At 61.7% G+C, this 24,012-nt stretch carries 6 protein-coding genes and 1 tRNA gene; 2 read left to right on the forward strand and 5 right to left on the reverse strand.

The window, feature by feature from the left end; genetic code table 11:
* Positions 1-113 precede the first annotated feature (113 nt).
* The gene (locus AB7M22_RS03660) at positions 114-440 is read right to left on the reverse strand and encodes an Arc family DNA-binding protein (RefSeq protein WP_003178899.1); all 327 of its coding nucleotides are present in this window, start codon (positions 438-440) and stop codon (positions 114-116) included.
* 387 nt (positions 441-827) lie between these two features.
* Here AB7M22_RS03660 and phnN point away from each other — a divergent pair, with 387 nt between their 5' ends.
* Positions 828-1,400: a phosphonate metabolism protein/1,5-bisphosphokinase (PRPP-forming) PhnN gene (phnN, locus tag AB7M22_RS03665; RefSeq protein ID WP_454185276.1), complete on the forward strand. Its 573-nt coding sequence runs from the start codon at positions 828-830 to the stop codon at positions 1,398-1,400.
* Here phnN and AB7M22_RS03670 read toward each other — a convergent pair.
* Both AB7M22_RS03670 and AB7M22_RS03675 read right to left on the reverse strand, forming a co-directional pair.
* Positions 1,375-1,554 (reverse strand): PA3371 family protein, encoded by a 180-nt coding sequence (locus AB7M22_RS03670; protein WP_454185277.1) that lies wholly within the window; start codon positions 1,552-1,554, stop codon positions 1,375-1,377. The genes phnN and AB7M22_RS03670 overlap by 26 nt on opposite strands.
* Positions 1,555-1,576: 22 nt before the next feature.
* The gene (locus AB7M22_RS03675) at positions 1,577-1,810 is read right to left on the reverse strand and encodes a hypothetical protein (protein WP_454185278.1); all 234 of its coding nucleotides are present in this window, start codon (positions 1,808-1,810) and stop codon (positions 1,577-1,579) included.
* 291 nt (positions 1,811-2,101) lie between these two features.
* Here AB7M22_RS03675 and AB7M22_RS03680 point away from each other — a divergent pair.
* Positions 2,102-2,178: transfer RNA gene (locus AB7M22_RS03680), tRNA-Arg, on the forward strand.
* A 70-nt stretch (positions 2,179-2,248) separates the two neighbouring features.
* Here the strand turns inward: AB7M22_RS03680 and AB7M22_RS03685 are convergent.
* Both AB7M22_RS03685 and AB7M22_RS03690 read right to left on the reverse strand, forming a co-directional pair.
* Entirely contained in the window at positions 2,249-3,616 is a 1,368-nt protein-coding gene (locus AB7M22_RS03685; RefSeq protein WP_454185279.1) for a lysozyme inhibitor LprI family protein, read from the reverse strand.
* 243 nt (positions 3,617-3,859) lie between these two features.
* Positions 3,860-23,917: a VCBS domain-containing protein gene (locus AB7M22_RS03690; RefSeq protein ID WP_454185280.1), complete on the reverse strand. Its 20,058-nt coding sequence runs from the start codon at positions 23,915-23,917 to the stop codon at positions 3,860-3,862.
* Positions 23,918-24,012: the final 95 nt, after the last annotated feature.

Consider the following 24,012-nt stretch of genomic DNA (forward strand, 5'->3'; position numbering starts at 1 on the left):
CCACGCTCCCACAGGTTCTTACCGGTATTACCCGCCAATCGGCGGGTTTTTTTTAGCCAAATTTCAGGCAAAAAAAAGCCAGCAATTACGCTGGCTTGAGCTTTCGGGATGAATCAGGAAGCGTCTGCGGCCATTTCGGCATCATGGGCGATCAGCGAAACCAGAGCGTTTTGCTGACGGTGGGAGAGTTGGCGGAAGCGTTGCAGCAGTTCGCGTTCATGCAATGACAACTCGGGGCTGTCCAGGCGCATGCTCAATTCTTCACCCAGCGCGCCTTCCTGAATAAGACTCTGCTCAAGGCGCGCGATGATTTCGGAGTTCATGCTGCGATGATGATTGCGAGCCACCTCGGCAATGCGTTCACGCATTCCGTCTGGCAGACGTACGACGAACTTGTCAGCCGTACGGCTGGAATAAATTGCCTGTTTCAATGGGCGCATATATTTAACCGGTTAGTTCAGGGGAGCGGTTTTCGGGATAGGCCGCAGGATGTCAGATAGGACAAGCACTCCGGCCAAATGTTCAACCTGAATTGATAGAGGCGCGCATCATGCCTCAAATTAGCCAGATCATTGGCGTCAATTCTGTGACAAATATTGATCTGGGTAAAGGCTTAATGCCAGCACCTATTATCAGAAATGCGGACTGGTTTGAAAATAATCCATGAGTCCGTATCGCTGAACCGCGTCCTCTTGCCCGACAGGTGATGCCCGAAGACGCCTGAAGGTGCATGCTATGCGGATTCGATCCTTGTTCCTTACCTTATACAGGATAGTGGCAAATGGCCGATTTACTAGTGTGGGCACGTGGCGCGGGATAATTTCAGGATGGATGGCAGGCTGATTTATTTGATGGGGCCCTCGGGATCCGGCAAGGACAGCCTCATCGAAGCTGCGCGTGGGCCGTTGCGCGCGGGCAATTGCGAAGTCGTGCGCCGCGTTATCACGCGCTCGGCGGAGTCCGTGGGGGAAGACGCCATCGAGGTTTCCCGCGAAGAGTTCGAACGACGCAGAGCCAAAGGGGATTTTGCATTGTCGTGGAAAGCCAATGGGCTGAATTACGGCATTCCTGTGCGTATAGACCAATGGCTTGCGGACGGTCGCGATGTGTTGATCAACGGTTCGCGCGGGCACCTGGCAGAAGCGCAACAGCGTTATCCCACGCTATTGCCGGTGCTGTTGACGGTCAAGGATGAAGCCCTGCGCGAGCGCCTGCTACGGCGAGGGCGTGAGAGCCCGGCAGACATTGAAGCAAGACTGCACCGTAATGCGCTGTTCACGGCTGATGATTCAATCGGTGATACGCAGATCCGCCGCCTAGATAACTCCGGCGACCTTGCTGGCACCGTGGCTAATCTTCTGCAGCTGCTGAACTTCAGCGCAACACCGGATCGAACTTGATCTTGCGTCCGGCGATCAGCGCCAGCACGAACAGCGCACCGAACACGCCGCAGGCAATCAGGGGCAGGGTGGCGACCGTGTCCTGGACCAATGACAGATGAAGGATGCCACTCAGTAAAGCGAGGATGAAAAATCCTGCGGCTGATTTGGACATGCTGTGCTCCTGATGGGGTGATTCAAAATACCAAGCGTTCGAAAGGCTGTGTACGCAGCTGAACAGTCTCCTGGCTCACCTCTTGGCTGACAAAACCGCGTTGATCGCTCATGACTGCCAACTGCGGCGTTTTTTGCAGTTGCAGGTAATGGGGGATGCGTTGAGCAATCGTCGCAACGTCGTTTTCGGGGAAGAAATGAAAACCCACCAGAACCGCCAAAGCGACTGCGTTCGCGACTAAAAGAGCGCTGTTCATGGGGCTGATCTCCAGTGTTCTGTGAGAACAGTCGAAGCAGCCTGCATGCCAAAAGTCTAACGGCTATTAAATCCTTTAAAAACAACGAATTAAGATATTTTTGCAAAATGCCCACATTGCATTTTGCAATGATGGCATTTTGCGGTGATGCAATTTGCACGGTAAACAAAGCCACGCTACCGCGAGGCGTCTGCCTACACTTAAAAAGCCTACGGACGACATGACAAAAGCGGGCCTGCCCGTTAACATGCACGCCGTCCATCGCTTCGCATTCCTTTGCGGGCGACTTGTGTCTCAGTAGCTCAATTGGATAGAGCATCCCCCTCCTAAGGGGAAGGTTGGCAGTTCGAACCTGCCCTGGGACACCATATATTTGAAAGCCCCATGCAGAGTGATCTGGTGGGGCTTTTTTGTGGTTGTTCATCGGCGGATTACTGACTAAAAATATTCAGCCCCACCTTCGGCCTTGCCAATCGATGTGCTCACTCGAGTGATATGTCGACGTCCGTTGACCGAATAACTGCGTGCCTGCTCTTCAGATCCCGGTTTGCGCAATGTCAGTAGTGCAAACAGCCCGTCCTTGTCGCTGTAGCTCCCATACCAATTGATCAGTCTTGCGATGAAGCACTCATTGCCGATGACCACCGGCATATCGGCGACGGGTTCGACCGCGTAATAACTCGCCCCAAAGCTGTAATAGTCATCACTGTCTTGTACTGAAGAGGGGATGGGGCAGATCGGGGTTTTCTGCTGGCCAGTCTCCAGGGCTTCACCTGTATTCATTTTGATCAAGGCTTTCGCGAGTACCTTTTGCAGCGCGGGCTCCAGTTCGAAAGGGGTAGTGCCGTCCTCCAGATATTGAGTGTGAGGCACTGTCAGTTGATAGCCGTAGCGAACGGTCAGTGTGGGCACTTTGTGATTGATCTTCAGGGGATTGAGAAGAAAGACCTGGTCAACGCCGTAGCTACCGTTTCGATAGGCGAAGTACATTTTTCCGCGAACCTTGATCCAGCTCACGGATTGGTTGGCGCCGCGGTCATTGGTATGGAAAAGTGAGCCGGATTCATGGGCTGGCCCCGATGTTGTGCTGATGAACCGACCTTCACTGCGACGGTAGGTTTCTGTGTAACTGAACATCCCGGTGCCGCCGGAATAGGTTTCAACGATGAGGTCACGCTGTCCGTCGCCATCCATATCCATCAGCGTGTATGTGGTCTGCCCGGATTCAGCGGCGCCGCCGATGTTGGATGCTTGCAGTGCCTTCCACTCGTCCCCCGTGACATCTTGGGGAATGGTCTTGGGAAAGAGGGATTGCTCATCTTCACCCGAGTCGCCAGAGAATGACGTTGCGCCGCTGTCGAACGCCATAGAGTCGAGTGCCCGCTCCAACGCAAACTCCGGGTTGTCCTTGCTCAGGTCCTGGATGCGTTGTTGCAAATCCTCCATCACTTGTTTATCGACGTCGTCGGGTTGGTAGGCAACGGCGTCGACCCATTGCGCGTGCAATGCCTGCAAGCGTTCGCGATAGTGTTGTTCCAGGCAGGCGACGTCTTCGACGCACTCATTGCGCACTTTCAACCACTGACGCTGGGATCTCTTCAGTTCAACTTGCGCCTGCGAAGCGGCGTTCATTAGCGTTCGATAGGCCGAACCCATTTGCGTATCCAGCTCATACAGCTCTTTGTTCGCGCAAATTGTATTTTCGACAGCGTTTGCCGCTTTTGTGCAGTCCATTCCGGTCGCCAGTGCATGCTGGAAAAACAGCAGCGCGCAGGCAGACACGATGTAGCGTCCTTTGATGTACACGATGAAATCCTTTTCCAGGGAGGTGCACATTAAACTATGAGACGCAGCCCAAAGGTTCATCTAACGTGTTGCACCCACCGGTTGAATCCACAAGCAGCTGGCCAGTCTGCAAAAGCAGGCTCTGCGGTCGGACTCGACCAGCAGGGGTGGCGGTTCCATGCCGCGTGAGCGAAGGAGTTGAGTAGCCCGATAATGGTTCCGGGGACACCACTATCATTAACTGCTCAACTCCAGCCCAATACCTCAAACCGTCAGCGTATGGTCAGACTCCCCAAACAAGGTACGCACAAGATCGGTACCATTCGTGCCAGTGTTGGCAAGGACCGCCACATCGGCGAAGTTCGTACCATTAGCTGCGCCATCGGTATCCACCTTCACGGTGATGTCGCTGCCTGATTGCGCCAGTTGGACGAAGTCGGACACTTGACTGCTGCCGCTGACGAAGTTGGCTTTGAGCAGGGCAGAGAGGTCGAGCGCGTCACCTTCGGCGAAGTTGTAGTCGAGGATGGTGTCCCCGCCTTCAGCCACGTTGAGGTAGGCGAACACGTCGGCTCCCGCGCCACCGCTGAGCGTGTCCTCCCCGCCACGACCCACGATGATGTCGTTGCCATCGCCGCCACTGAGCGTGTCCGCAAGCATGCTGCCCACCAGTGTGCCGCTGGACTCGCCGCTGTAATTGACCTGGGTGCCGGCCTCGCCGCCGTCGGTGGCATGGAAGTCGTCCACCGAGTAGTGCCCCAGCAGATTCACCTCGGCCCGATGCACGCCGTCGTCCACCGTCAGCTGGCCACCACTGCCGTAGGCGTTGGCGCTGTAGCTGAGCTGAGTATTGGCGCCGAAGGCTATATTGCCGAACGTCAGCATGTCATCGCTCTCCAGGCCGAGGATGCCGACCAGCGAGCCCGCCGCTTCGGCCTGGGCGATCACCAGCGTGCCCGCACCTTCGCCGTGGAAGGCGACGGATGTGTGGGCGGCGCCGGCGAAGCTCAAGGTCGCATTGCCATCGATGGTGGCACTGCCGTCGCCGGTAACATCGGCCAGCAGGCTCATATCACCGCCATTGGCCCACAGATGGCCGGTGTTTTCGACCGTACTGGCAACCGTCATTCCGCCTGCGCCCGTGGATTCCAGCACTCCGCTGTTGGTGATGGTGTGAGTGCCGGTGTCGAGCACCAGGCTGTTCAGTCCGCTGGCCAGGATCAGCCCCGCATTGACCAATACCATCTGCCCGGCGCCCAACTGGCCGGCACCGGAAATGCGGTTGTCGACGTTGGTCAGGACGGTGTCGGCGCTGCCGCCGAAAACCACGTTTTGCGCATTGTCGGATAGCAGCACCTGGCCGCCGCCGGTCAAGGTCGCGCCACGGAACAGAATCTCGAGATTGGTCGCGCTGCCGGTGGAGCCGAGTTCGATGGTGCCGCTGTTATGGATGCTGCCACCGAACGGCATGATCGCGCCGTCGGCAATGGTGAGGGTACCGGTATTGGTCATGACCGGGTCCACATCGAACTGGAAGTTCGCTTCGCTCAAGTTCGCCGCATCGACACCTTTCAGGGTGACCGACTGGCCGGAGCCTATGGTGACCAGCGCATTGCCGTTGGCGTCGTTAGCGATACTCAAGTCAGTAAAGCCGGTGACGCCCGTGAAGCCGATCAAGTCGATCTTGTCTGCCGCTGCATCGAAGCTGTGGATGACGTTGTTGCCGATCGGTTGGGCGAATACGAAAGTGTCGGCGCCGGACGAGCCAGTCAGGTTGTCGTCGGTAGACAAGGCGAAGATCGGTGAGCCTGAGGCGTAGGCTTCGATGTTGTCGGAAATGAAGGTATTGCCAATGCTGCCATCAGCATTGATCCAGGTCATGTTGATGGCGAGCACCAACGCACCGACGAAACTAGCCGGGGTCGTCACAGTCAGTGAGCCGGGATCGTAGGTCTGCACGGTCCAGGTACCGTCGCCATTGTTGGTTCCGGCGTTTAGAGACCAGCCTGAGGGCACGCCATTGATCGTAATGGCAACCTGAACGGCGAAGTCCAGGGATGGGGCGCTTAAGGCCAGGTTAATAGGTTCGCCAGCCACGCCTGCCGGGCTCAAACTGGCGATTTGCGCCGTACTGAAAGTTGTAGCAGTCGTTGCAAGTCCCTCTGCGTCAACCACGTTATTGCCGGCATTCAAGTTAAGCCCCAGAGTTTTCCCTCCATCACCGTTTGCGTTATTGCGTGAGTCATAACTCACCGTAACCGTATAGCTCGATCCGGCCCCAGAGACGCTTTGAATAAAAGGAACCCCTCCTGAAGTCGACATAGCTGTACCGAAAAGCGTGAAGTCAGTGGCATCAACCCCAGACACTGTTTCCGAAAAAGTCACGGTGAAAATGGCTGTACCTTCAGTCCCTGATTCACTGCTTAAACCCGTAATGGACGTCACTGTCGGTGCTGTTGAGTCGTTACTCACGGTTACCGCGATTGCCTGGTCGTCAAACAGCGTGCCGTCCGACGCCCGTACGATCACGTCATAGACGTTGTTCGTTCCCGAGTCAGTCGGCGCCTCAAAGTTGGGCGCAGAAACAAAGCTCAGCGCGCCGGTGCCTGAAACGATCGAGAACTTCGCGGCATCCGCTCCGCCGACGATGCTGTAGCTCAGGGTTTGTGCCGGAAGATCGGCATCGCTGGCCACCACCGTCGTGACCGTCGTGGTGTTCTCCGCCACGCTGACCGAAGCGGTCGCACCACCTCCGTTAGAGGTGATCGTCGGGGTGTTGTCATTGATGCCCGTTACGCTCACGGCGATCGTCTGGTCATCAAACAGCGTGCCGTCCGACGCCCGTACGATCACGTCATAGACGTTGTTGGTTCCCGAGTCAGTCGGCGCCTCAAAGTTGGGCGCAGAAACAAAGCTCAGCGCGCCGGTGCCTGAAACGATCGAGAACTTCGCGGCATCCGCTCCGCCGACGATGCTGTAGCTCAGGGTTTGTGCCGGAAGATCGGCATCGCTGGCCACCACCGTCGTGACCGTCGTGGTGTTCTCCGCCACGCTGACCGAAGCGGTCGCACCACCTCCGTTAGAGGTGATCGTCGGGGTATTGTCATTGACGCCCGTTACGCTCACGGCGATCGTCTGGTCATCAAACAGCGTACCGTCCGACGCCCGCACAATCACGTCATAGACGTTGTTCGTTCCCGAGTCAGTCGGCGCCTCAAAGTTGGGCGCAGAAACAAAGCTCAGCGCGCCGGTGCCTGAAACGATCGAGAACTTCGCGGCATCCGCTCCGCCGACGATGCTGTAGCTCAGGGTTTGTGCCGGAAGATCGGCATCGGTCGCTGCCACCGTCGTGACCACCGTGCTGTTCTCCGCCACGTTGACCGAAGCCGTTGCACCACCACCGTTGGAGGTGATCACCGGGGAGTTATCGTTGACTCCCGTCACGGTCACCGCGATCGCCTGGTCGTCAAACAACGTGCCGTCCGACGCCCGCACAATCACGTCATAGACATTGTTGGTTCCCGAATCAGTCGGCGCTTCAAAGTTGGGTGCAGAGACAAAGCTCAGCGCGCCGGTGCCTGAAACGATCGAGAACTTCGCGGCATCCGCTCCGCCGACGATGCTGTAGCTCAGGGTTTGTGCTGGAAGATCGGCATCGCTGGCCACCACCGTCGTGACCGTCGTGGTGTTCTCCGCCACGCTGACCGAAGCGGTCGCACCACCTCCGTTAGAGGTGATCGTCGGGGTATTGTCATTGACGCCCGTTACGCTCACGGCGATCGTCTGGTCATCAAACAGCGTGCCGTCCGACGCCCGTACGATCACGTCATAGACGTTGTTCGTTCCCGAGTCAGTCGGCGCCTCAAAGTTGGGCGCAGAAACAAAGCTCAGCGCGCCGGTGCCTGAAACGATCGAGAACTTCGCGGCATCCGCTCCGCCGACGATGCTGTAGCTCAGGGTTTGTGCTGGAAGATCGGCATCGCTGGCCACCACCGTCGTGACCGTCGTGGTGTTCTCCGCCACGCTGACCGAAGCGGTCGCACCACCTCCGTTGGAGGTGATCGTCGGGGAGTCGTTGCTGCCGTTGATGGTCACCGTCACCGCGGTCGCGGTGCCGTCGGCACTGAGTACCGTGAAGGTATCGGTCAGGTTGTCGCCGACATTCAGTGTGTCGAAGGCTGAGTTGGCGGTATAGCTCCAGTTACCCGCGGTATTGATAGCGAAGGTTCCGTTGGCGCCGGCGGTACCAGATTGGGCCTGGAAGGTTTCCGGGCTGTCGATGTCGCTGATGGTGAGGGTGCCAGCTGTGGTCAGCGGGGCATTGGTTTCGGTCAGCGTGACGCTGGCCGAGGACAGCACGGCGGCGTCGTTACTGCCGTTGATAGTGACCGTCACCGCGGTCGCGGTGCCGTCGGCACTGAGTACCGTGAAGGTATCGGTCAGGCTGTCGCCGACATTCAGTGTGTCGAAGGCTGAGTTGGCGGTATAGCTCCAGTTACCCGCGGTATTGATAGCGAAGGTTCCGTTGGCGCCGGCGGTACCGGATTGGGCCTGGAAGGTTTCCGGGCTGTCGATGTCGCTAACGCTGAGACTGCCGCCGGTGGTGAGTGGGGCATTGGTTTCGGTCAGCGTGACGCTGGCCGAGGACAGCACGGCGGCGTCATTGCTGCCGGTGATGTGGACGGTGACCGAAGTGAGGGTGCCATCGGCGCTGCTCACCGCGAAGGTGTCGGTGTAGGTGCTGCCGGCGACAAACTCGTTGTGAGCGTTATCGGCGACGTAGCTCCAGGCACCGTCGGTGCCGATGGAGAACTGGCCGTAGCTGCCGGCGGTGTTGGACTGGGCAACGAAGGTCGCGGCGCTGTCGACGTCGCTGATGGTCAGCGTGCCGCTGGTGGTCAGCGAGGCATCGGTCTCTATGAGGTTGGCGCTGTCGGCGGACAACACCGCAGCGTCGTTGGTCCCAGTGATGTGGACGGTGACCGAAGTGAGGGTGCCATCGGCACTGCTCACCGCGAAGGTGTCGGTGTAGGTGCTGCCGGCGGCGAACTCGTTGTGGGCGGAGTCGGCGACATAGCTCCAGGCACCGTCGGTACCGATGGAGAACTGGCCGTAGCTGCCGGTGGTGCCAGACTGCGCGACGAAGGTTGCGGCGCTGTCGACATCGCTGATGGTCAGGGTGCCATTGGTGATCAGCGCGGCATCGGTTTCGGTCAGCGTGACGCTGGCCGAGGACAGCACGGCGGCATCGTTGCTGCCGAGGATCTGCACGGTGACCGAGGTGAGGGTGCCGTCGGCACTGCTCACCGCGAAGGTGTCGGTGTAGGTGGTGCCGGCAACGAACTCGTTGTGGGCGGAGTCGGCGACATAGCTCCAGGCACCGTCGGTGCCGATGGAGAACTGGCCGTAGCTGCCATCGGTGTTGGTCTGTGCGACGAAGGTCGCGGCGCTGTCGACATCGCTGATGGTCAGGCTGCCGCTGGTGGAGATGTCGACGGCGGCATCGGTCTCGGTCAGCGTGACGCTGGCTGAGGACAACACGGCGGCATCGTTGCTGCCGAGGATCTGCACGGTGACCGAAGTGAGGGTGCCATCGGCGCTGCTCACCGCGAAGGTGTCGGTGTAGGTGGTGCCAGCGACGAACTCGTTGTGAGCACTATCGGCGACATAGCTCCAGGCACCGTCAGTGCCGATGGAGAACTGGCCATAACTGCCGACGGTGTTGGACTGGGTGACGAAGGTCGCGGCGCTGTCGACATCGCTGATGGTCAGCGTGCCGTTGGTGGTCAGTGCGGCATCGGTCTCGGTCAGGTTGGCGATATCAGCGGACAGTACCGCAGCATCGTTGCTGCCGAGGATGTGGACGGTGACTGAAGTGAGGGTGCCGTCGGCGCTGCTCACCGCGAAGGTGTCGGTGTAGGTGCTGCCGGCGACGAACTCGTTGTGGGCGGAGTCGGCGACATAGCTCCAGGCACCGTCGGTGCCGATGGAGAACTGGCCGTAGCTGCCGGTGGTGTTGGTCTGCGCGACGAAGGTCGCGGCGCTGTCGATGTCGCTGATGGTCAGGCTGCCGCTGGTGGAGATGTCGACGGCGGCATCGGTTTCGGTCAGCGTGACACTGGCCGAGGACAGCACCGCGGCATCGTTGCTGCCGAGGATCTGCACGGTGACCGAAGTGAGGGTGCCATCGGCGCTGCTCACCGCGAAGGTGTCGGTGTAGGTGCTGCCGGCAACGAACTCGTTGTGGGCGGAGTCGGCGACATAGCTCCAGGCACCGTCGGTGCCGATGGAGAACTGGCCGTAGCTGCCATCGGTGTTGGTCTGTGCGACGAAGGTCGCGGCGCTGTCGACATCGCTGATGGTCAGGCTGCCGCTGGTGGAGATGTCGACGGCGGCATCGGTCTCGGTCAGCGTGACGCTGGTCGAGGACAGCACGGCGGCATCGTTACTGCCGAGGATCTGCACGGTGACCGAAGTGAGGGTGCCATCGGCGCTGCTCACCGCGAAGGTGTCGGTGTAAGTGGTGCCGGCAACGAACTCGTTGTGGGCGGAGTCGGCGACGTAGCTCCAGGCACCGTCGGTGCCGATGGAGAACTGGCCGTAGCTGCCGGCGGTGTTGGACTGGGCAACGAAGGTCGCGGCGCTGTCGACGTCGCTGATGGTCAGCGTGCCGCTGGTGGTCAGCGAGGCATCGGTCTCTATGAGGTTGGCGCTGTCGGCGGACAACACCGCAGCGTCGTTGGTCCCAGTGATGTGGACGGTGACCGAAGTGAGGGTGCCATCGGCACTGCTCACCGCGAAGGTGTCGGTGTAGGTGCTGCCGGCGGCGAACTCGTTGTGGGCGGAGTCGGCGACATAGCTCCAGGCACCGTCGGTACCGATGGAGAACTGGCCGTAGCTGCCGGTGGTGTTGGACTGCGCAACGAAGGTCGCGGCGCTGTCGACATCGCTGATGGTAAGGCTGCCGTTGGTGGTCAGTGGGGCATCGGTCTCGGTCAGCGTGACGCTGGCCGAGGACAGCACCGCGGCGTCGTTGCTGCCGAGGATCTGCACGGTGACCGAGGTGAGGGTGCCGTCGGCACTGCTCACCGCGAAGGTGTCGGTGTAAGTGGTGCCGGCAACGAACTCGTTGTGGGCGGAGTCGGCGACGTAGCTCCAGGCACCGTCGGTGCCGATGGAGAACTGGCCATAGCTGCCGGTGGTGTTGGACTGTGCCTGGAAGCTTTCCGGGCTGTCGACGTCGCTGATGGTCAGGTTGCCGTTGGTGGTCAGTGGGGCATCGGTTTCGGTGAGAGTGACGCTGGCCGAGGACAGTAGGGCGGCATCATTGCTGCCGGTGATGGTGACCGTCACTGCGGTCGCGGTGCCATCGGCGCTGCTCACGGTGAAGGTGTCGGTGTAGGTGGTGCCAGCAACGAACTCGTTGTGGGCGGAGTCGGCGACATAGCTCCAGGCACCGTCGGTACCGATGGAGAACTGGCCGTAGCTGCCGGTGGTGTTGGACTGTGCCTGGAAGCTTTCCGGGCTGTCGACGTCGCTGATGGTCAGGTTGCCGTTGGTGGTCAGTGCGGCATCGGTTTCGGTCAGCGTGATGCTGGCTGAGGACAGAACGGCGGCGTCGTTAGTGCCGGTAATATGGACGGTGACCGAAGTGAGGGTGCCGTCGGCACTGCTTACCGCGAAGGTGTCGGTGTAGGTGGTGCCAGCGACGAACTCGTTGTGAGCACTATCGGCGACATAGCTCCAGGCACCGTCAGTGCCGATGGAGAACTGGCCATAACTGCCGACGGTGTTGGACTGGGTGACGAAGGTCGCGGCGCTGTCGACATCGCTGATGGTCAGCGTGCCGTTGGTGGTCAGTGCGGCATCGGTCTCGGTCAGGTTGGCGATATCAGCGGACAGTACCGCAGCATCGTTGCTGCCGAGGATGTGGACGGTGACTGAAGTGAGGGTGCCGTCGGCGCTGCTCACCGCGAAGGTGTCGGTGTAGGTGCTGCCGGCGACAAACTCGTTGTGAGCGTTATCGGCGACGTAGCTCCAGGCACCGTCGGTGCCGATGGAGAACTGGCCGTAGCTGCCGGCGGTGTTGGACTGGGCAACGAAGGTCGCGGCGCTGTCGACGTCGCTGATGGTCAGCGTGCCGCTGGTGGTCAGCGAGGCATCGGTCTCTATGAGGTTGGCGCTGTCGGCGGACAACACCGCAGCGTCGTTGGTCCCAGTGATGTGGACGGTGACCGAAGTGAGGGTGCCATCGGCACTGCTCACCGCGAAGGTGTCGGTGTAGGTGCTGCCGGCGGCGAACTCGTTGTGGGCGGAGTCGGCGACATAGCTCCAGGCACCGTCGGTACCGATGGAGAACTGGCCGTAGCTGCCGGTGGTGTTGGACTGGGCGACGAAGGTCGCGGCGCTGTCGACGTCGCTGATGGTCAGCGTGCCGTTGGTGGTCAGTGGGGCATCGGTTTCGGTCAGCGTGACGCTGGCCGAGGACAGCACGGCGGCATCGTTGCTGCCGAGGATATGCACGGTAACCGAAGTGAGGGTGCCATCGGCACTGCTCACCGCGAAGGTATCGGTGTAGGTGTTGCCGGCGACGAACTCGTTGTGGGAGGAGTCGGCGACATAGCTCCAGGCACCATCAGTGCCGATGGAGAACTGGCCATAACTGCCGACGGTGTTGGACTGGGTGACGTAGGTCGCGGCGCTGTCGACATCGCTGATGGTCAGCGTGCCGTTGGTGGTCAGTGCGGCATCGGTCTCGGTCAGGTTGGCGATATCAGCGGATAGCACCGCGGCATCGTTGCTGCCGAGGATCTGCACGGTGACCGAGGTGAGGGTGCCATCGGCACTGCTCACCGCGAAGGTGTCGGTGTAGGTGGTGCCGGCGACGAACTCGTTGTGGGCGCTATCGGCAATATAGCTCCAGGCACCGTCGATGCCGATGGAGAACTGGCCATAGCTGCCGGTGGTGTTGGATTGGGTGACGAAGGTCGCGGCGCTGTCGATGTCGCTGATGGTCAAGGTGCCGCTGGTGGTCAGTGGGGCATCGGTCTCGGTCAGGTTGGCGATATCAGCGGATAGCACGGCGGCATCGTTGCTGCCGAGGATCTGCACGGTGACCGAGGTGAGGGTGCCATCGGCGCTGCTCACTGAGAAAGTGTCGGTGTAGGTGGTGCCGGCGACGAACTCGTTGTGGGCGCTATCGGCGACATAGCTCCAGGCACCATTGGTGCCGATGGAGAACTGGCCATAGCTGCCGGTGGTGCCAGACTGCGCGACGAAGGTTGCGGCGCTGTCGACATCGCTGATGGTCAGGGTGCCATTGGTGATCAGCGCGGCATCGGTTTCGGTCAGCGTGACGCTGGCCGAGGACAGCACGGCGGCATCGTTGCTGCCGAGGATCTGCACGGTGACCGAGGTGAGGGTGCCGTCGGCACTGCTCACCGCGAAGGTGTCGGTGTAGGTGGTGCCGGCAACGAACTCGTTGTGGGCGGAGTCGGCGACATAGCTCCAGGCACCGTCGGTGCCGATGGAGAACTGGCCGTAGCTGCCGGTGGTGTTGGACTGCGCCTGGAAGCTTTCCGGGCTGTCGACGTCGCTGATGGTCAGCGTGCCGTTGGTGCTCAGTGGGGCATCGGTCTCGGTCAGCGTGACGCTGGCTGAGGACAACACGGCGGCATCGTTGCTGCCGAGGATCTGCACGGTGACCGAGGTGAGGGTACCGTCGGCACTGCTCACCGCGAAGGTATCGGTGTAGGTGCTGCCGGCAACGAACTCGTTGTGGGCGGAGTCGGCGACATAGCTCCAGGCACCGTCGGTGCCGATGGAGAACTGGCCGTAGCTGCCATCGGTGTTGGTCTGTGCGACGAAGGTCGCGGCGCTGTCGACATCGCTGATGGTCAGGCTGCCGCTGGTGGAGATGTCGACGGCGGCATCGGTCTCGGTCAGCGTGACGCTGGTCGAGGACAGCACGGCGGCATCGTTACTGCCGAGGATCTGCACGGTGACCGAAGTGAGGGTGCCGTCGGCACTGCTCACCGCGAAGGTGTCGGTGTAGGTGCTGCCGGCAACGAACTCGTTGTGGGCGCTATCGGCGACATAGCTCCAGGCACCATCGGTGCCGATGGAGAACTGACCGTAGCTGCCGGTGGTGCCAGACTGCGCGACGAAAGTCGCGGCACTGTCGACATCGCTGATGGTCAGGGTGCCATTGGTGATCAGCGCGGCATCGGTTTCGGTCAGGTTGGCGATGTCGGCGGACAGCACCGCGGCATCATTGCTGCCGGTGATGGTGACCGTCACTGCGGTCGCGGTGCCATCGGCACTGCTCACCGCGAAGGTATCGGTGTAGGTGCTGCCGGCGGCGAACTCGTTGTGGGCGGAGTCGGCGACATAGCTCCAGGCACCGTCGGTGCCGATGGAGAACTGGCCGTAGCTGCCGGTGGTGTTGGACTGCGCCTGGAAGCTTTCCGGGCTGTCGACGTCGCTGATGGTCAGCGTGCCGTTGGTGCTCAGTGGGGCATCGGTTTCGGTCAGGTTGGCGATGTCGGCGGACAGCACCGCGGCATCATTGGTCCCAAGGATCTGCACGGTGACCGAGGTGAGGGTGCCATCGGCACTGCTCACCGCGAAGGTGTCGGTGTAGGTGCTGCCGGCAACGAACTCGTTGTGGGCGCTATCGGCGACATAGCTCCAGGCACCATTGGTGCCGATGGAGAACTGGCCGTAGCTGCCGACGGTGTTGGACTGCGCAACGAAGGTCGCGGCGCTGTCGACATCGCTGATGGTGAGGCTGCCGCTGGTGGAGATGTCGACGGCGGCATCGGTTTCGGTCAGGTTGGCGATGTCGGCGGACAGCACCGCGGCATCATTGGTCCCAAGGATCTGCACGGTGACCGAGGTGAGGGTACCGTCGGCACTGCTCACCGCGAAGGTATCGGTGTAGGTGCTGCCGGCAACGAACTCGTTGTGGGCGGAGTCGGCGACATAGCTCCAGGCACCGTCGGTGCCGATGGAGAACTGGCCGTAGCTGCCATCGGTGTTGGTCTGTGCGACGAAGGTCGCGGCGCTGTCGACATCGCTGATGGTCAGGCTGCCGCTGGTGGAGATGTCGACGGCGGCATCGGTCTCGGTCAGCGTGACGCTGGTCGAGGACAGCACGGCGGCATCGTTACTGCCGAGGATCTGCACGGTGACCGAAGTGAGGGTGCCGTCGGCACTGCTCACCGCGAAGGTGTCGGTGTAGGTGCTGCCGGCAACGAACTCGTTGTGGGCGCTATCGGCGACATAGCTCCAGGCACCATCGGTGCCGATGGAGAACTGACCGTAGCTGCCGGTGGTGCCAGACTGCGCGACGAAAGTCGCGGCACTGTCGACATCGCTGATGGTCAGGGTGCCATTGGTGATCAGCGCGGCATCGGTTTCGGTCAGGTTGGCGATGTCGGCGGACAGCACCGCGGCATCATTGCTGCCGGTGATGGTGACCGTCACTGCGGTCGCGGTGCCATCGGCACTGCTCACCGCGAAGGTATCGGTGTAGGTGCTGCCGGCGGCGAACTCGTTGTGGGCGGAGTCGGCGACATAGCTCCAGGCACCGTCAGTGCCGATGGAGAACTGGCCATAGCTGCCGGTGGTGTTGGACTGCGCGACGAAAGTCGCGGCACTGTCGACATCGCTGATGGTCAGGTTGCCGCTGGTGGAGATGTCGACGGCGGCATCGGTCTCGGTCAGGTTGGCGATGTCGGCGGACAGCACCGCGGCATCATTGGTCCCAAGGATCTGCACGGTGACCGAGGTGAGGGTGCCATCGGCACTGCTCACCGCGAAGGTGTCGGTGTAGGTGCTGCCGGCAACGAACTCGTTGTGGGCGCTATCGGCGACATAGCTCCAGGCACCATTGGTGCCGATGGAGAACTGGCCGTAGCTGCCATCGGTGTTGGTCTGTGCGACGAAGGTCGCGGCGCTGTCGACATCGCTGATGGTCAGGCTGCCGCTGGTGGAGATGTCGACGGCGGCATCGGTCTCGGTCAGCGTGACGCTGGTCGAGGACAGCACGGCGGCATCGTTACTGCCGAGGATCTGCACGGTGACCGAAGTGAGGGTGCCGTCGGCACTGCTCACCGCGAAGGTGTCGGTGTAGGTGCTGCCGGCAACGAACTCGTTGTGGGCGCTATCGGCGACATAGCTCCAGGCACCATCGGTGCCGATGGAGAACTGACCGTAGCTGCCGGTGGTGCCAGACTGCGCGACGAAAGTCGCGGCACTGTCGACATCGCTGATGGTCAGGGTGCCATTGGTGATCAGCGCGGCATCGGTTTCGGTCAGGTTGGCGATGTCGGCGGACAGCACCGCGGCATCATTGCTGCCGGTGATGGTGACCGTCACTGCGGTCGCGGTGCCATCGGCACTGCTCACCGCGAAGGTATCGGTGTAGGTGCTGCCGGCGGCGAACTCGTTGTGGGCGGAGTCGGCGACATAGCTCCAGGCACCGTCAGTGCCGATGGAGAACTGGCCATAGCTGCCGGTGGTGTTGGACTGCGCGACGAAAGTCGCGGCACTGTCGACATCGCTGATGGTCAGGTTGCCGCTGGTGGAGATGTCGACGGCGGCATCGGTCTCGGTCAGGTTGGCGATGTCGGCGGACAGCACCGCGGCATCATTGGTCCCAAGGATCTGCACGGTGACCGAGGTGAGGGTGCCATCGGCACTGCTCACCGCGAAGGTGTCGGTGTAGGTGCTGCCGGCAACGAACTCGTTGTGGGCGCTATCGGCGACATAGCTCCAGGCACCATTGGTGCCGATGGAGAACTGGCCGTAGCTGCCGACGGTGTTGGACTGCGCAACGAAGGTCGCGGCGCTGTCGACATCGCTGATGGTGAGGCTGCCGCTGGTGGAGATGTCGACGGCGGCATCGGTTTCGGTCAGGTTGGCGATGTCGGCGGACAGCACCGCGGCATCATTGGTCCCAAGGATCTGCACGGTGACCGAGGTGAGGGTACCGTCGGCACTGCTCACCGCGAAGGTATCGGTGTAGGTGCTGCCGGCAACGAACTCGTTGTGGGCGGAGTCGGCGACATAGCTCCAGGCACCGTCGGTGCCGATGGAGAACTGGCCGTAGCTGCCATCGGTGTTGGTCTGTGCGACGAAGGTCGCGGCGCTGTCGACATCGCTGATGGTCAGGCTGCCGCTGGTGGAGATGTCGACGGCGGCATCGGTCTCGGTCAGCGTGACGCTGGTCGAGGACAGCACGGCGGCATCGTTACTGCCGAGGATCTGCACGGTGACCGAAGTGAGGGTGCCGTCGGCACTGCTCACCGCGAAGGTGTCGGTGTAGGTGCTGCCGGCAACGAACTCGTTGTGGGCGCTATCGGCGACATAGCTCCAGGCACCATCGGTGCCGATGGAGAACTGACCGTAGCTGCCGGTGGTGCCAGACTGCGCGACGAAAGTCGCGGCACTGTCGACATCGCTGATGGTCAGGGTGCCATTGGTGATCAGCGCGGCATCGGTTTCGGTCAGGTTGGCGATGTCGGCGGACAGCACCGCGGCATCATTGCTGCCGGTGATGGTGACCGTCACTGCGGTCGCGGTGCCATCGGCACTGCTCACCGCGAAGGTATCGGTGTAGGTGCTGCCGGCGGCGAACTCGTTGTGGGCGGAGTCGGCGACATAGCTCCAGGCACCGTCAGTGCCGATGGAGAACTGGCCATAGCTGCCGGTGGTGTTGGACTGCGCGACGAAAGTCGCGGCACTGTCGACATCGCTGATGGTCAGGTTGCCGCTGGTGGAGATGTCGACGGCGGCATCGGTCTCGGTCAGGTTGGCGATGTCGGCGGACAGCACCGCGGCATCATTGGTCCCAAGGATCTGCACGGTGACCGAGGTGAGGGTGCCATCGGCACTGCTCACCGCGAAGGTGTCGGTGTAGGTGCTGCCGGCAACGAACTCGTTGTGGGCGCTATCGGCGACATAGCTCCAGGCACCATTGGTGCCGATGGAGAACTGGCCGTAGCTGCCGACGGTGTTGGACTGCGCAACGAAGGTCGCGGCGCTGTCGACATCGCTGATGGTGAGGCTGCCGCTGGTGGAGATGTCGACGGCGGCATCGGTTTCGGTCAGGTTGGCGATGTCGGCGGACAGCACGGCGGCATCGTTGCTGCCGAGGATCTGCACGGTGACCGAGGTGAGGGTGCCGTCGGCGCTGCTCACCGCGAAGGTGTCGGTGTAGGTGCTGCCGGCGACGAACTCGTTGTGGGCGCTATCGGCGACATAGCTCCAGGCACCATCGGTGCCGATGGAGAACTGACCGTAGCTGCCGGCGGTGTTGGACTGCGCAACGAAGGTCGCGGCGCTGTCGACATCGCTGATGGTGAGGCTGCCGCTGGTGGAGATGTCGACGGCGGCATCGGTTTCGGTCAGGTTGGCGATGTCGGCGGACAGCACGGCAGCGTCGTTACTGCCGAGGATCTGCACGGTGACCGAGGTGAGGGTGCCGTCGGCACTGCTCACCGCGAAGGTGTCGGTGTAGGTGCTGCCGGCGGCGAACTCGTTGTGGGCGGAGTCGGCGACATAGCTCCAGGCACCGTCGGTACCGATGGAGAACTGGCCGTAGCTGCCGGTGGTGTTGGACTGCGCAACGAAGGTCGCGGCGCTGTCGACATCGCTGATGGTAAGGCTGCCGTTGGTGCTCAGTGGGGCATCGGTCTCGGTCAGCGTGACGCTGGCCGAGGACAGCACGGCGGCATCGTTGCTGCCGAGGATCTGCACGGTAACCGAAGTGAGGGTGCCATCGGCACTGCTCACCGCGAAGGTATCGGTGTAGGTGTTGCCGGCGACGAACTCGTTGTGGGAGGAGTCGGCGACATAGCTCCAGGCACCATCGGTGCCGAGGGAGAACTGGCCGTAGCTGCCGGTGGTGTTGGACTGGGCGACGAAGGTCGCGGCGCTGTCGACGTCGCTGATGGTCAGCGTGCCGTTGGTGGTCAGTGGGGCATCGGTTTCGGTCAGCGTGACGCTGGCCGAGGACAGCACGGCGGCATCGTTGCTGCCGAGGATCTGCACGGTGACCGAGGTGAGGGTGCCATCGGCACTGCTCACCGCGAAGGTATCGGTGTAGGTGCTGCCGGCGACGAACTCGTTGTGGGAGGAGTCGGCGACATAGCTCCAGGCACCATCAGTGCCGATGGAGAACTGGCCATAACTGCCGACGGTGTTGGACTGGGTGACGTAGGTCGCGGCGCTGTCGATGTCGCTGATGGTCAGGGTGCCGTTGGTGATCAGCGCGGCATCGGTTTCGGTCAGGTTGGCAATATCGGCGGACAGCACGGCGGCGTCGTTACTGCCGGTGATGTGCACGGTGACCGAGGTGAGGGTGCCGTCGGCGCTGCTCACTGAGAAAGTGTCGGTGTAGGTGCTGCCAGCGGCGAACTCGTTGTGGGCAGAGTCGGCGACATAGCTCCAGGCACCGTCAGTGCCGATGGAGAACTGGCCGTAGCTGCCGGCGGTGTTGGACTGCGCGACGAAGGTCGCGGCACTGTCGACATCGCTGATGGTCAGGTTGCCGCTGGTGGAGATGTCGACGGCGGCATCGGTCTCGGTCAGGTTGGCGATGTCGGCGGACAGCACGGCAGCGTCGTTACTGCCGAGGATCTGCACGGTGACCGAGGTGAGGGTGCCGTCGGCACTGCTCACCGCGAAGGTGTCGGTGTAAGTGCTGCCAGCAACGAACTCGTTGTGGGCGCTATCGGCGACATAACTCCAGGCCCCGTTGGTGCCGATGGAGAACTGGCCGTAGCTGCCGACGGTGTTGGACTGGGCGACGAAGGTCGCGGCGCTGTCGACATCGCTGATGGTCAGGCTGCCGCTGGTGGAGATGTCGACGGCGGCATCGGTTTCGGTCAGCGTGACGCTGGCCGAGGACAGTAGGGCGGCATCGTTGCTGCCGAGGATCTGCACGGTGACCGAGGTGAGGGTGCCATCGGCGCTGCTTACCGCGAAGGTGTCGGTGTAGGTGCTGCCGGCGACGAACTCGTTGTGGGCGCTATCGGCGACATAGCTCCAGGCACCATCGGTGCCGATGGAGAACTGACCGTAGCTGCCGGCGGTGCCAGACTGCGCGACGAAAGTCGCGGCACTGTCGACATCGCTGATGGTGAGGCTGCCGCTGGTGGAGATGTCGACGGCGGCATCGGTCTCGGTCAGCGTGACGCTGGCCGAGGACAACACGGCGGCATCGTTGCTGCCGAGGATCTGCACGGTGACCGAGGTGAGGGTGCCATCGGCGCTGCTCACTGAGAAAGTGTCGGTGTAGGTGGTGCCAGCGGCGAACTCGTTGTGAGCAGAGTCGGCGACATAGCTCCAGGCACCGTCGGTGCCGATGGAGAACTGGCCATAACTGCCGACGGTGTTGGACTGGGTGACGAAGGTCGCGGCGCTGTCGACATCGCTGATGGTCAAGGTGCCGTTGGTGGTCAGCGGGGCATCGGTTTCGGTCAGGTTGGCAATGTCGGCGGACAGTACGGCGGCATCATTGCTGCCGGTGATGGTGACCGTCACTGCGGTCGCGGTGCCATCGGCACTGCTCACCGCGAAGGTGTCGGTGTAAGTGGTGCCAGCAACGAACTCGTTGTGGGCGCTATCGGCGACATAGCTCCAGGCACCGTCAGTGCCGATGGAGAACTGGCCGTAGCTGCCATCGGTGTTGGTCTGGGCGACGAAGGTCGCGGCGCTGTCGACATCGCTGATGGTGAGGCTGCCGCTGGTGGAGATGTCGACGGCGGCATCGGTTTCGGTCAGGTTGGCGATGTCGGCGGACAGCACGGCAGCGTCGTTACTGCCGAGGATCTGCACGGTGACCGAGGTGAGGGTGCCGTCGGCACTGCTCACCGCGAAGGTGTCGGTGTAAGTGCTGCCAGCAACGAACTCGTTGTGGGCGCTATCGGCGACATAACTCCAGGCCCCGTTGGTGCCGAGGGAGAACTGGCCGTAGCTGCCGACGGTGTTGGACTGCGCGACGAAGATCGCGGCGCTGTCGACATCGCTGATGGTCAGGGTGCCATTGGTGATCAGCGCGGCATCGGTTTCGGTCAGGTTGGCGATGTCGGCGGACAGCACCGCGGCATCATTGCTGCCGGTGATGGTGACCGTCACTGCGGTCGCGGTGCCATCGGCACTGCTCACCGCGAAGGTATCGGTGTAGGTGCTGCCAGCGGCGAACTCGTTGTGGGCGGAGTCGGCGACATAGCTCCAGGCACCGTCAGTGCCGATGGAGAACTGGCCGTAGCTGCCGGTGGTGCCAGACTGCGCGACGAAGGTCGCGGCGCTGTCGACGTCGCTGATGGTCAGGTTGCCGCTGGTGGAGATGTCGGCGGCGGCATCGGTCTCGGTCAGGTTGGCAATGTCGGCGGACAGTACGGCGGCATCGTTGCTGCCGGTGATGGTGACCGTCACTGCGGTCGCGGTGCCGTCGGCACTGCTCACCGCGAAGGTATCGGTGTAGGTGCTGCCGGCGACGAACTCGTTGTGGGCGTTATCGGCGACATAGCTCCAGGCACCATTGGTGCCGAGGGAGAACTGGCCATAACTGCCGGCGGTGTTGGTCTGGGCGACGAAGGTCGCGGCGCTGTCGACATCGCTGATGGTCAGGGTGCCGTTGGTGGTCAGTGCGGCATCGATTTCGGTCAGCGTGACGCTGGCCGAAGACAGCACGGCGGCGTCGTTAGTGCCGCTGACGGTGACGGTGACCAGTTGGGTGTCCAAGCCGCCGAGGCCATCGCTGACCTGCACGCTGAACACTTCATTATGACTTTCGCCCGCCTTCAATGACTGCACGGCACTGGCGACGCCATCGATGCCATTGGCCAGGGTATACGTCCACTTGCCAGTGCTGTCGACGGCGATCGAGCCGTAGGTTCCCGAAGCCGAGCCATTGATGCTCCAAGTGGCGGTGGCCGCGTGGTCGATGTCGGCCGAACTGAACTGGCCGCTGACGCTGAGGGTGGTGTCTTCCTGCACTGCGCCGGCGTCATTGCCGGTCGCAAAGCTGAGCACCGGCGCATCGTTAGTGCCGCTGACGGTGACGGTCACCAGTTGGGTGTCCACGCCACCGAGGCCATCGCTGACCTGCACGCTGAACACTTCATCATGAGTCTCGCCCGCCTTCAACGACTGCACGGCACTGGCGACACCGTCGGTGCCATTGGCCAGGGTGTACGTCCACTGGCCAGTGCTGTCCACGGCGATCGAGCCGTAGGTTCCCGTAGCCGAGCCATTGATGGTCCAGCTGGTCGTGGCCGCGTGATCGATGTCGGCTGAACTGAACTGGCCGCTGACGCTGAGGGTGCTGTCCTCCTGCACGGCACCGGTATCGTCGCCGGTCACGAAACTGAGCACCGGCGCATCGTTAGTGCCAGTGACGGTCACAGTCACCAGCTGAGTGTCCACACCGCCGAGGCCATCGCTGACCTGCACGCTGAACACCTCATCATGAGTCTCGCCAGCCTTCAATGACTGCACGGCACTGGCGACGCCATCGATGCCATTGGCCAGGGTGTAAGTCCACTTGCCAGTGCTGTCGACGGCGATCGAACCGTAGGTTCCCGAAGCCGAGCCATTGATGGTCCAAGTTGCGGTGGCCGCATGATCGATGTCGACCGAGCTGAACTGGCCGCTGACGCTGAGGGTGCTGTCTTCCTGCACGGCGCCGGCATCGTTACCCGTCGCGAAACTGAGCACTGGTGCGTCATTGGTGCCAGTGAGGGTGATGGTCACCGTCTGCGTCGCCGAAGCAGCATTAGCCGCGCCGCTGTTGTCGGTGGCAACCACCGTGTAAGAGAAGGTGACGGTTTCACCGGCACCGAGGAAGTCGAGGTTCTGGCTGGTGCTGTAGTCCCAGCTGTTCTGATCGACCGAGAAACCAGCCACCAGTGCCGAGGCCACGCCCGCATTGAGCGTGCCGCCGCTCCAGGCGATGTTGCCGTTGGAGGTGTGCGACACAGTCACCACGTCGATGTTGTCCACATCGGCAAAACTCAGTGCACCGCTGTCGCTCAGCGTGGCGGTGCCATTGCCTTCGTTCATTGCACCGCTGCTGTCGGCGATCGTCAGCGTCGGCCGGTCGTTGGTGCCGGTGATAGTAATGGTCACGGTCTGCACCGCGCCGTCGCCGATCGCCACGTTATAGGTCTGGGTGATGCTCTGGCCTTGACCCAGGAACTGCAGGGCGGCGTTGTTCACCGCGAAGTTCCAGCCCAGTGAACCGCTGCCCGTGCCGGTGCTGTCGCTCAGATTTGTGGTGAAGTTTCCCAGATAGCCGGAAGCGCCCGGCGTGACCGTGACGCTGTGGGTGTCGATCAGGTCGACGTCGGTGAAGGTGATGCTGCCGTTGGCGGCGTAGTCGCCGCTGTCTTCCTTGGCATCGCCGGCCTGCACGCCGCTGGTGATGTGCACCTGGTCGTTGGTGCCGGTGATAGTGATAGCTACATTCTTCGTGGTCGACGAGCCATGCCCGTCATTGATGGTGACCACATAGGTTTCGGTAACAGTCTGACCCTGGGCCAGGTACTGGGCTGCCGCATTATTCACGGTGTAAGTCCAGTTGACGGTGCCGTTGGCCGCATTGGCCGCTTCAGTCACAGAGGCAAGGGCGAAATTTCCCAGCGCTGTGGTGTTGCCGCCCGCAGCCACGAATGAGGCAGTATGCGTGTCGCTCAGATCTACATCGTTAAATGCGATCGTGCCTGTCGTGCTCAGCGAATCGGTCGAGCTTGGTGTCGTAGCCGCATCTTCGGTTACCGTGCCGGCCTGCACACCTATGCTCATCGTCACGCTGTCATTCGCACCTGCGAATTGCACCTGTGCAGTGGCCCAGCTAAGCGTGCCGTTGCCCAGGCGAATCGCATAAGTAAAGCTGTCCGTCAGGGACCCTCCGGCAGCAAGCGCCTGAAGTTGTGCCTTGAAAGCAGTCGACAAAGTGGCTGTGTCGTAGCCGACCTTGCCATCCGACGTAATCCAGATCTTTGCACCATTGAAACTGGTGTCAGCACTCGTCGCCTCGATTCTGCTCGTGTCCTGGATCAGCAGGTCGGCGGGAGCATAAACCTTGGTGTCGGTAGAAAGACTGGTCGCGTTATCCAGTGACCAGAGTGTCTTCGCGTTGCCACCGAGGTCATTGGACATGACGTCCAGGTACACGACTCCCAGCAGGTCTTCAGTGATGGCCGCGTTGCTTGTGCCAATGACACCTGTAGTGAAAATGTCGTCCTTAGCCTGCGGTGTATTGGAAAACGAAGTAACGGTGCCGCCGCTGGTAGTTGTGGTGGTAGCCATGTCTTTCTCCCGAAAATGCAATTTTTTTATTTTTGGAATCGCTAGGGACTGCTAACAGGACGAAGTCCTGTTCTTGCACCGCTCAGGTCGTTCAA

The organism is Pseudomonas sp. ADAK2 TE3594, assembly GCF_053628675.1.

What these genes read in the sequence shown, in the direction of transcription:
- AB7M22_RS03660 (WP_003178899.1), bottom strand. Translation starts at nt 440, where the DNA reads ATGCGCCCATTGAAACAGGCAATTTATTCCAGCCGTACGGCTGACAAG.
- phnN (WP_454185276.1), top strand. Translation starts at nt 828, where the DNA reads ATGGATGGCAGGCTGATTTATTTGATGGGGCCCTCGGGATCCGGCAAG.
- AB7M22_RS03670 (WP_454185277.1), bottom strand. Translation starts at nt 1,554, where the DNA reads ATGTCCAAATCAGCCGCAGGATTTTTCATCCTCGCTTTACTGAGTGGC.
- AB7M22_RS03675 (WP_454185278.1), bottom strand. Translation starts at nt 1,810, where the DNA reads ATGAACAGCGCTCTTTTAGTCGCGAACGCAGTCGCTTTGGCGGTTCTG.
- AB7M22_RS03690 (WP_454185280.1), bottom strand. Translation starts at nt 23,917, where the DNA reads ATGGCTACCACCACAACTACCAGCGGCGGCACCGTTACTTCGTTTTCC.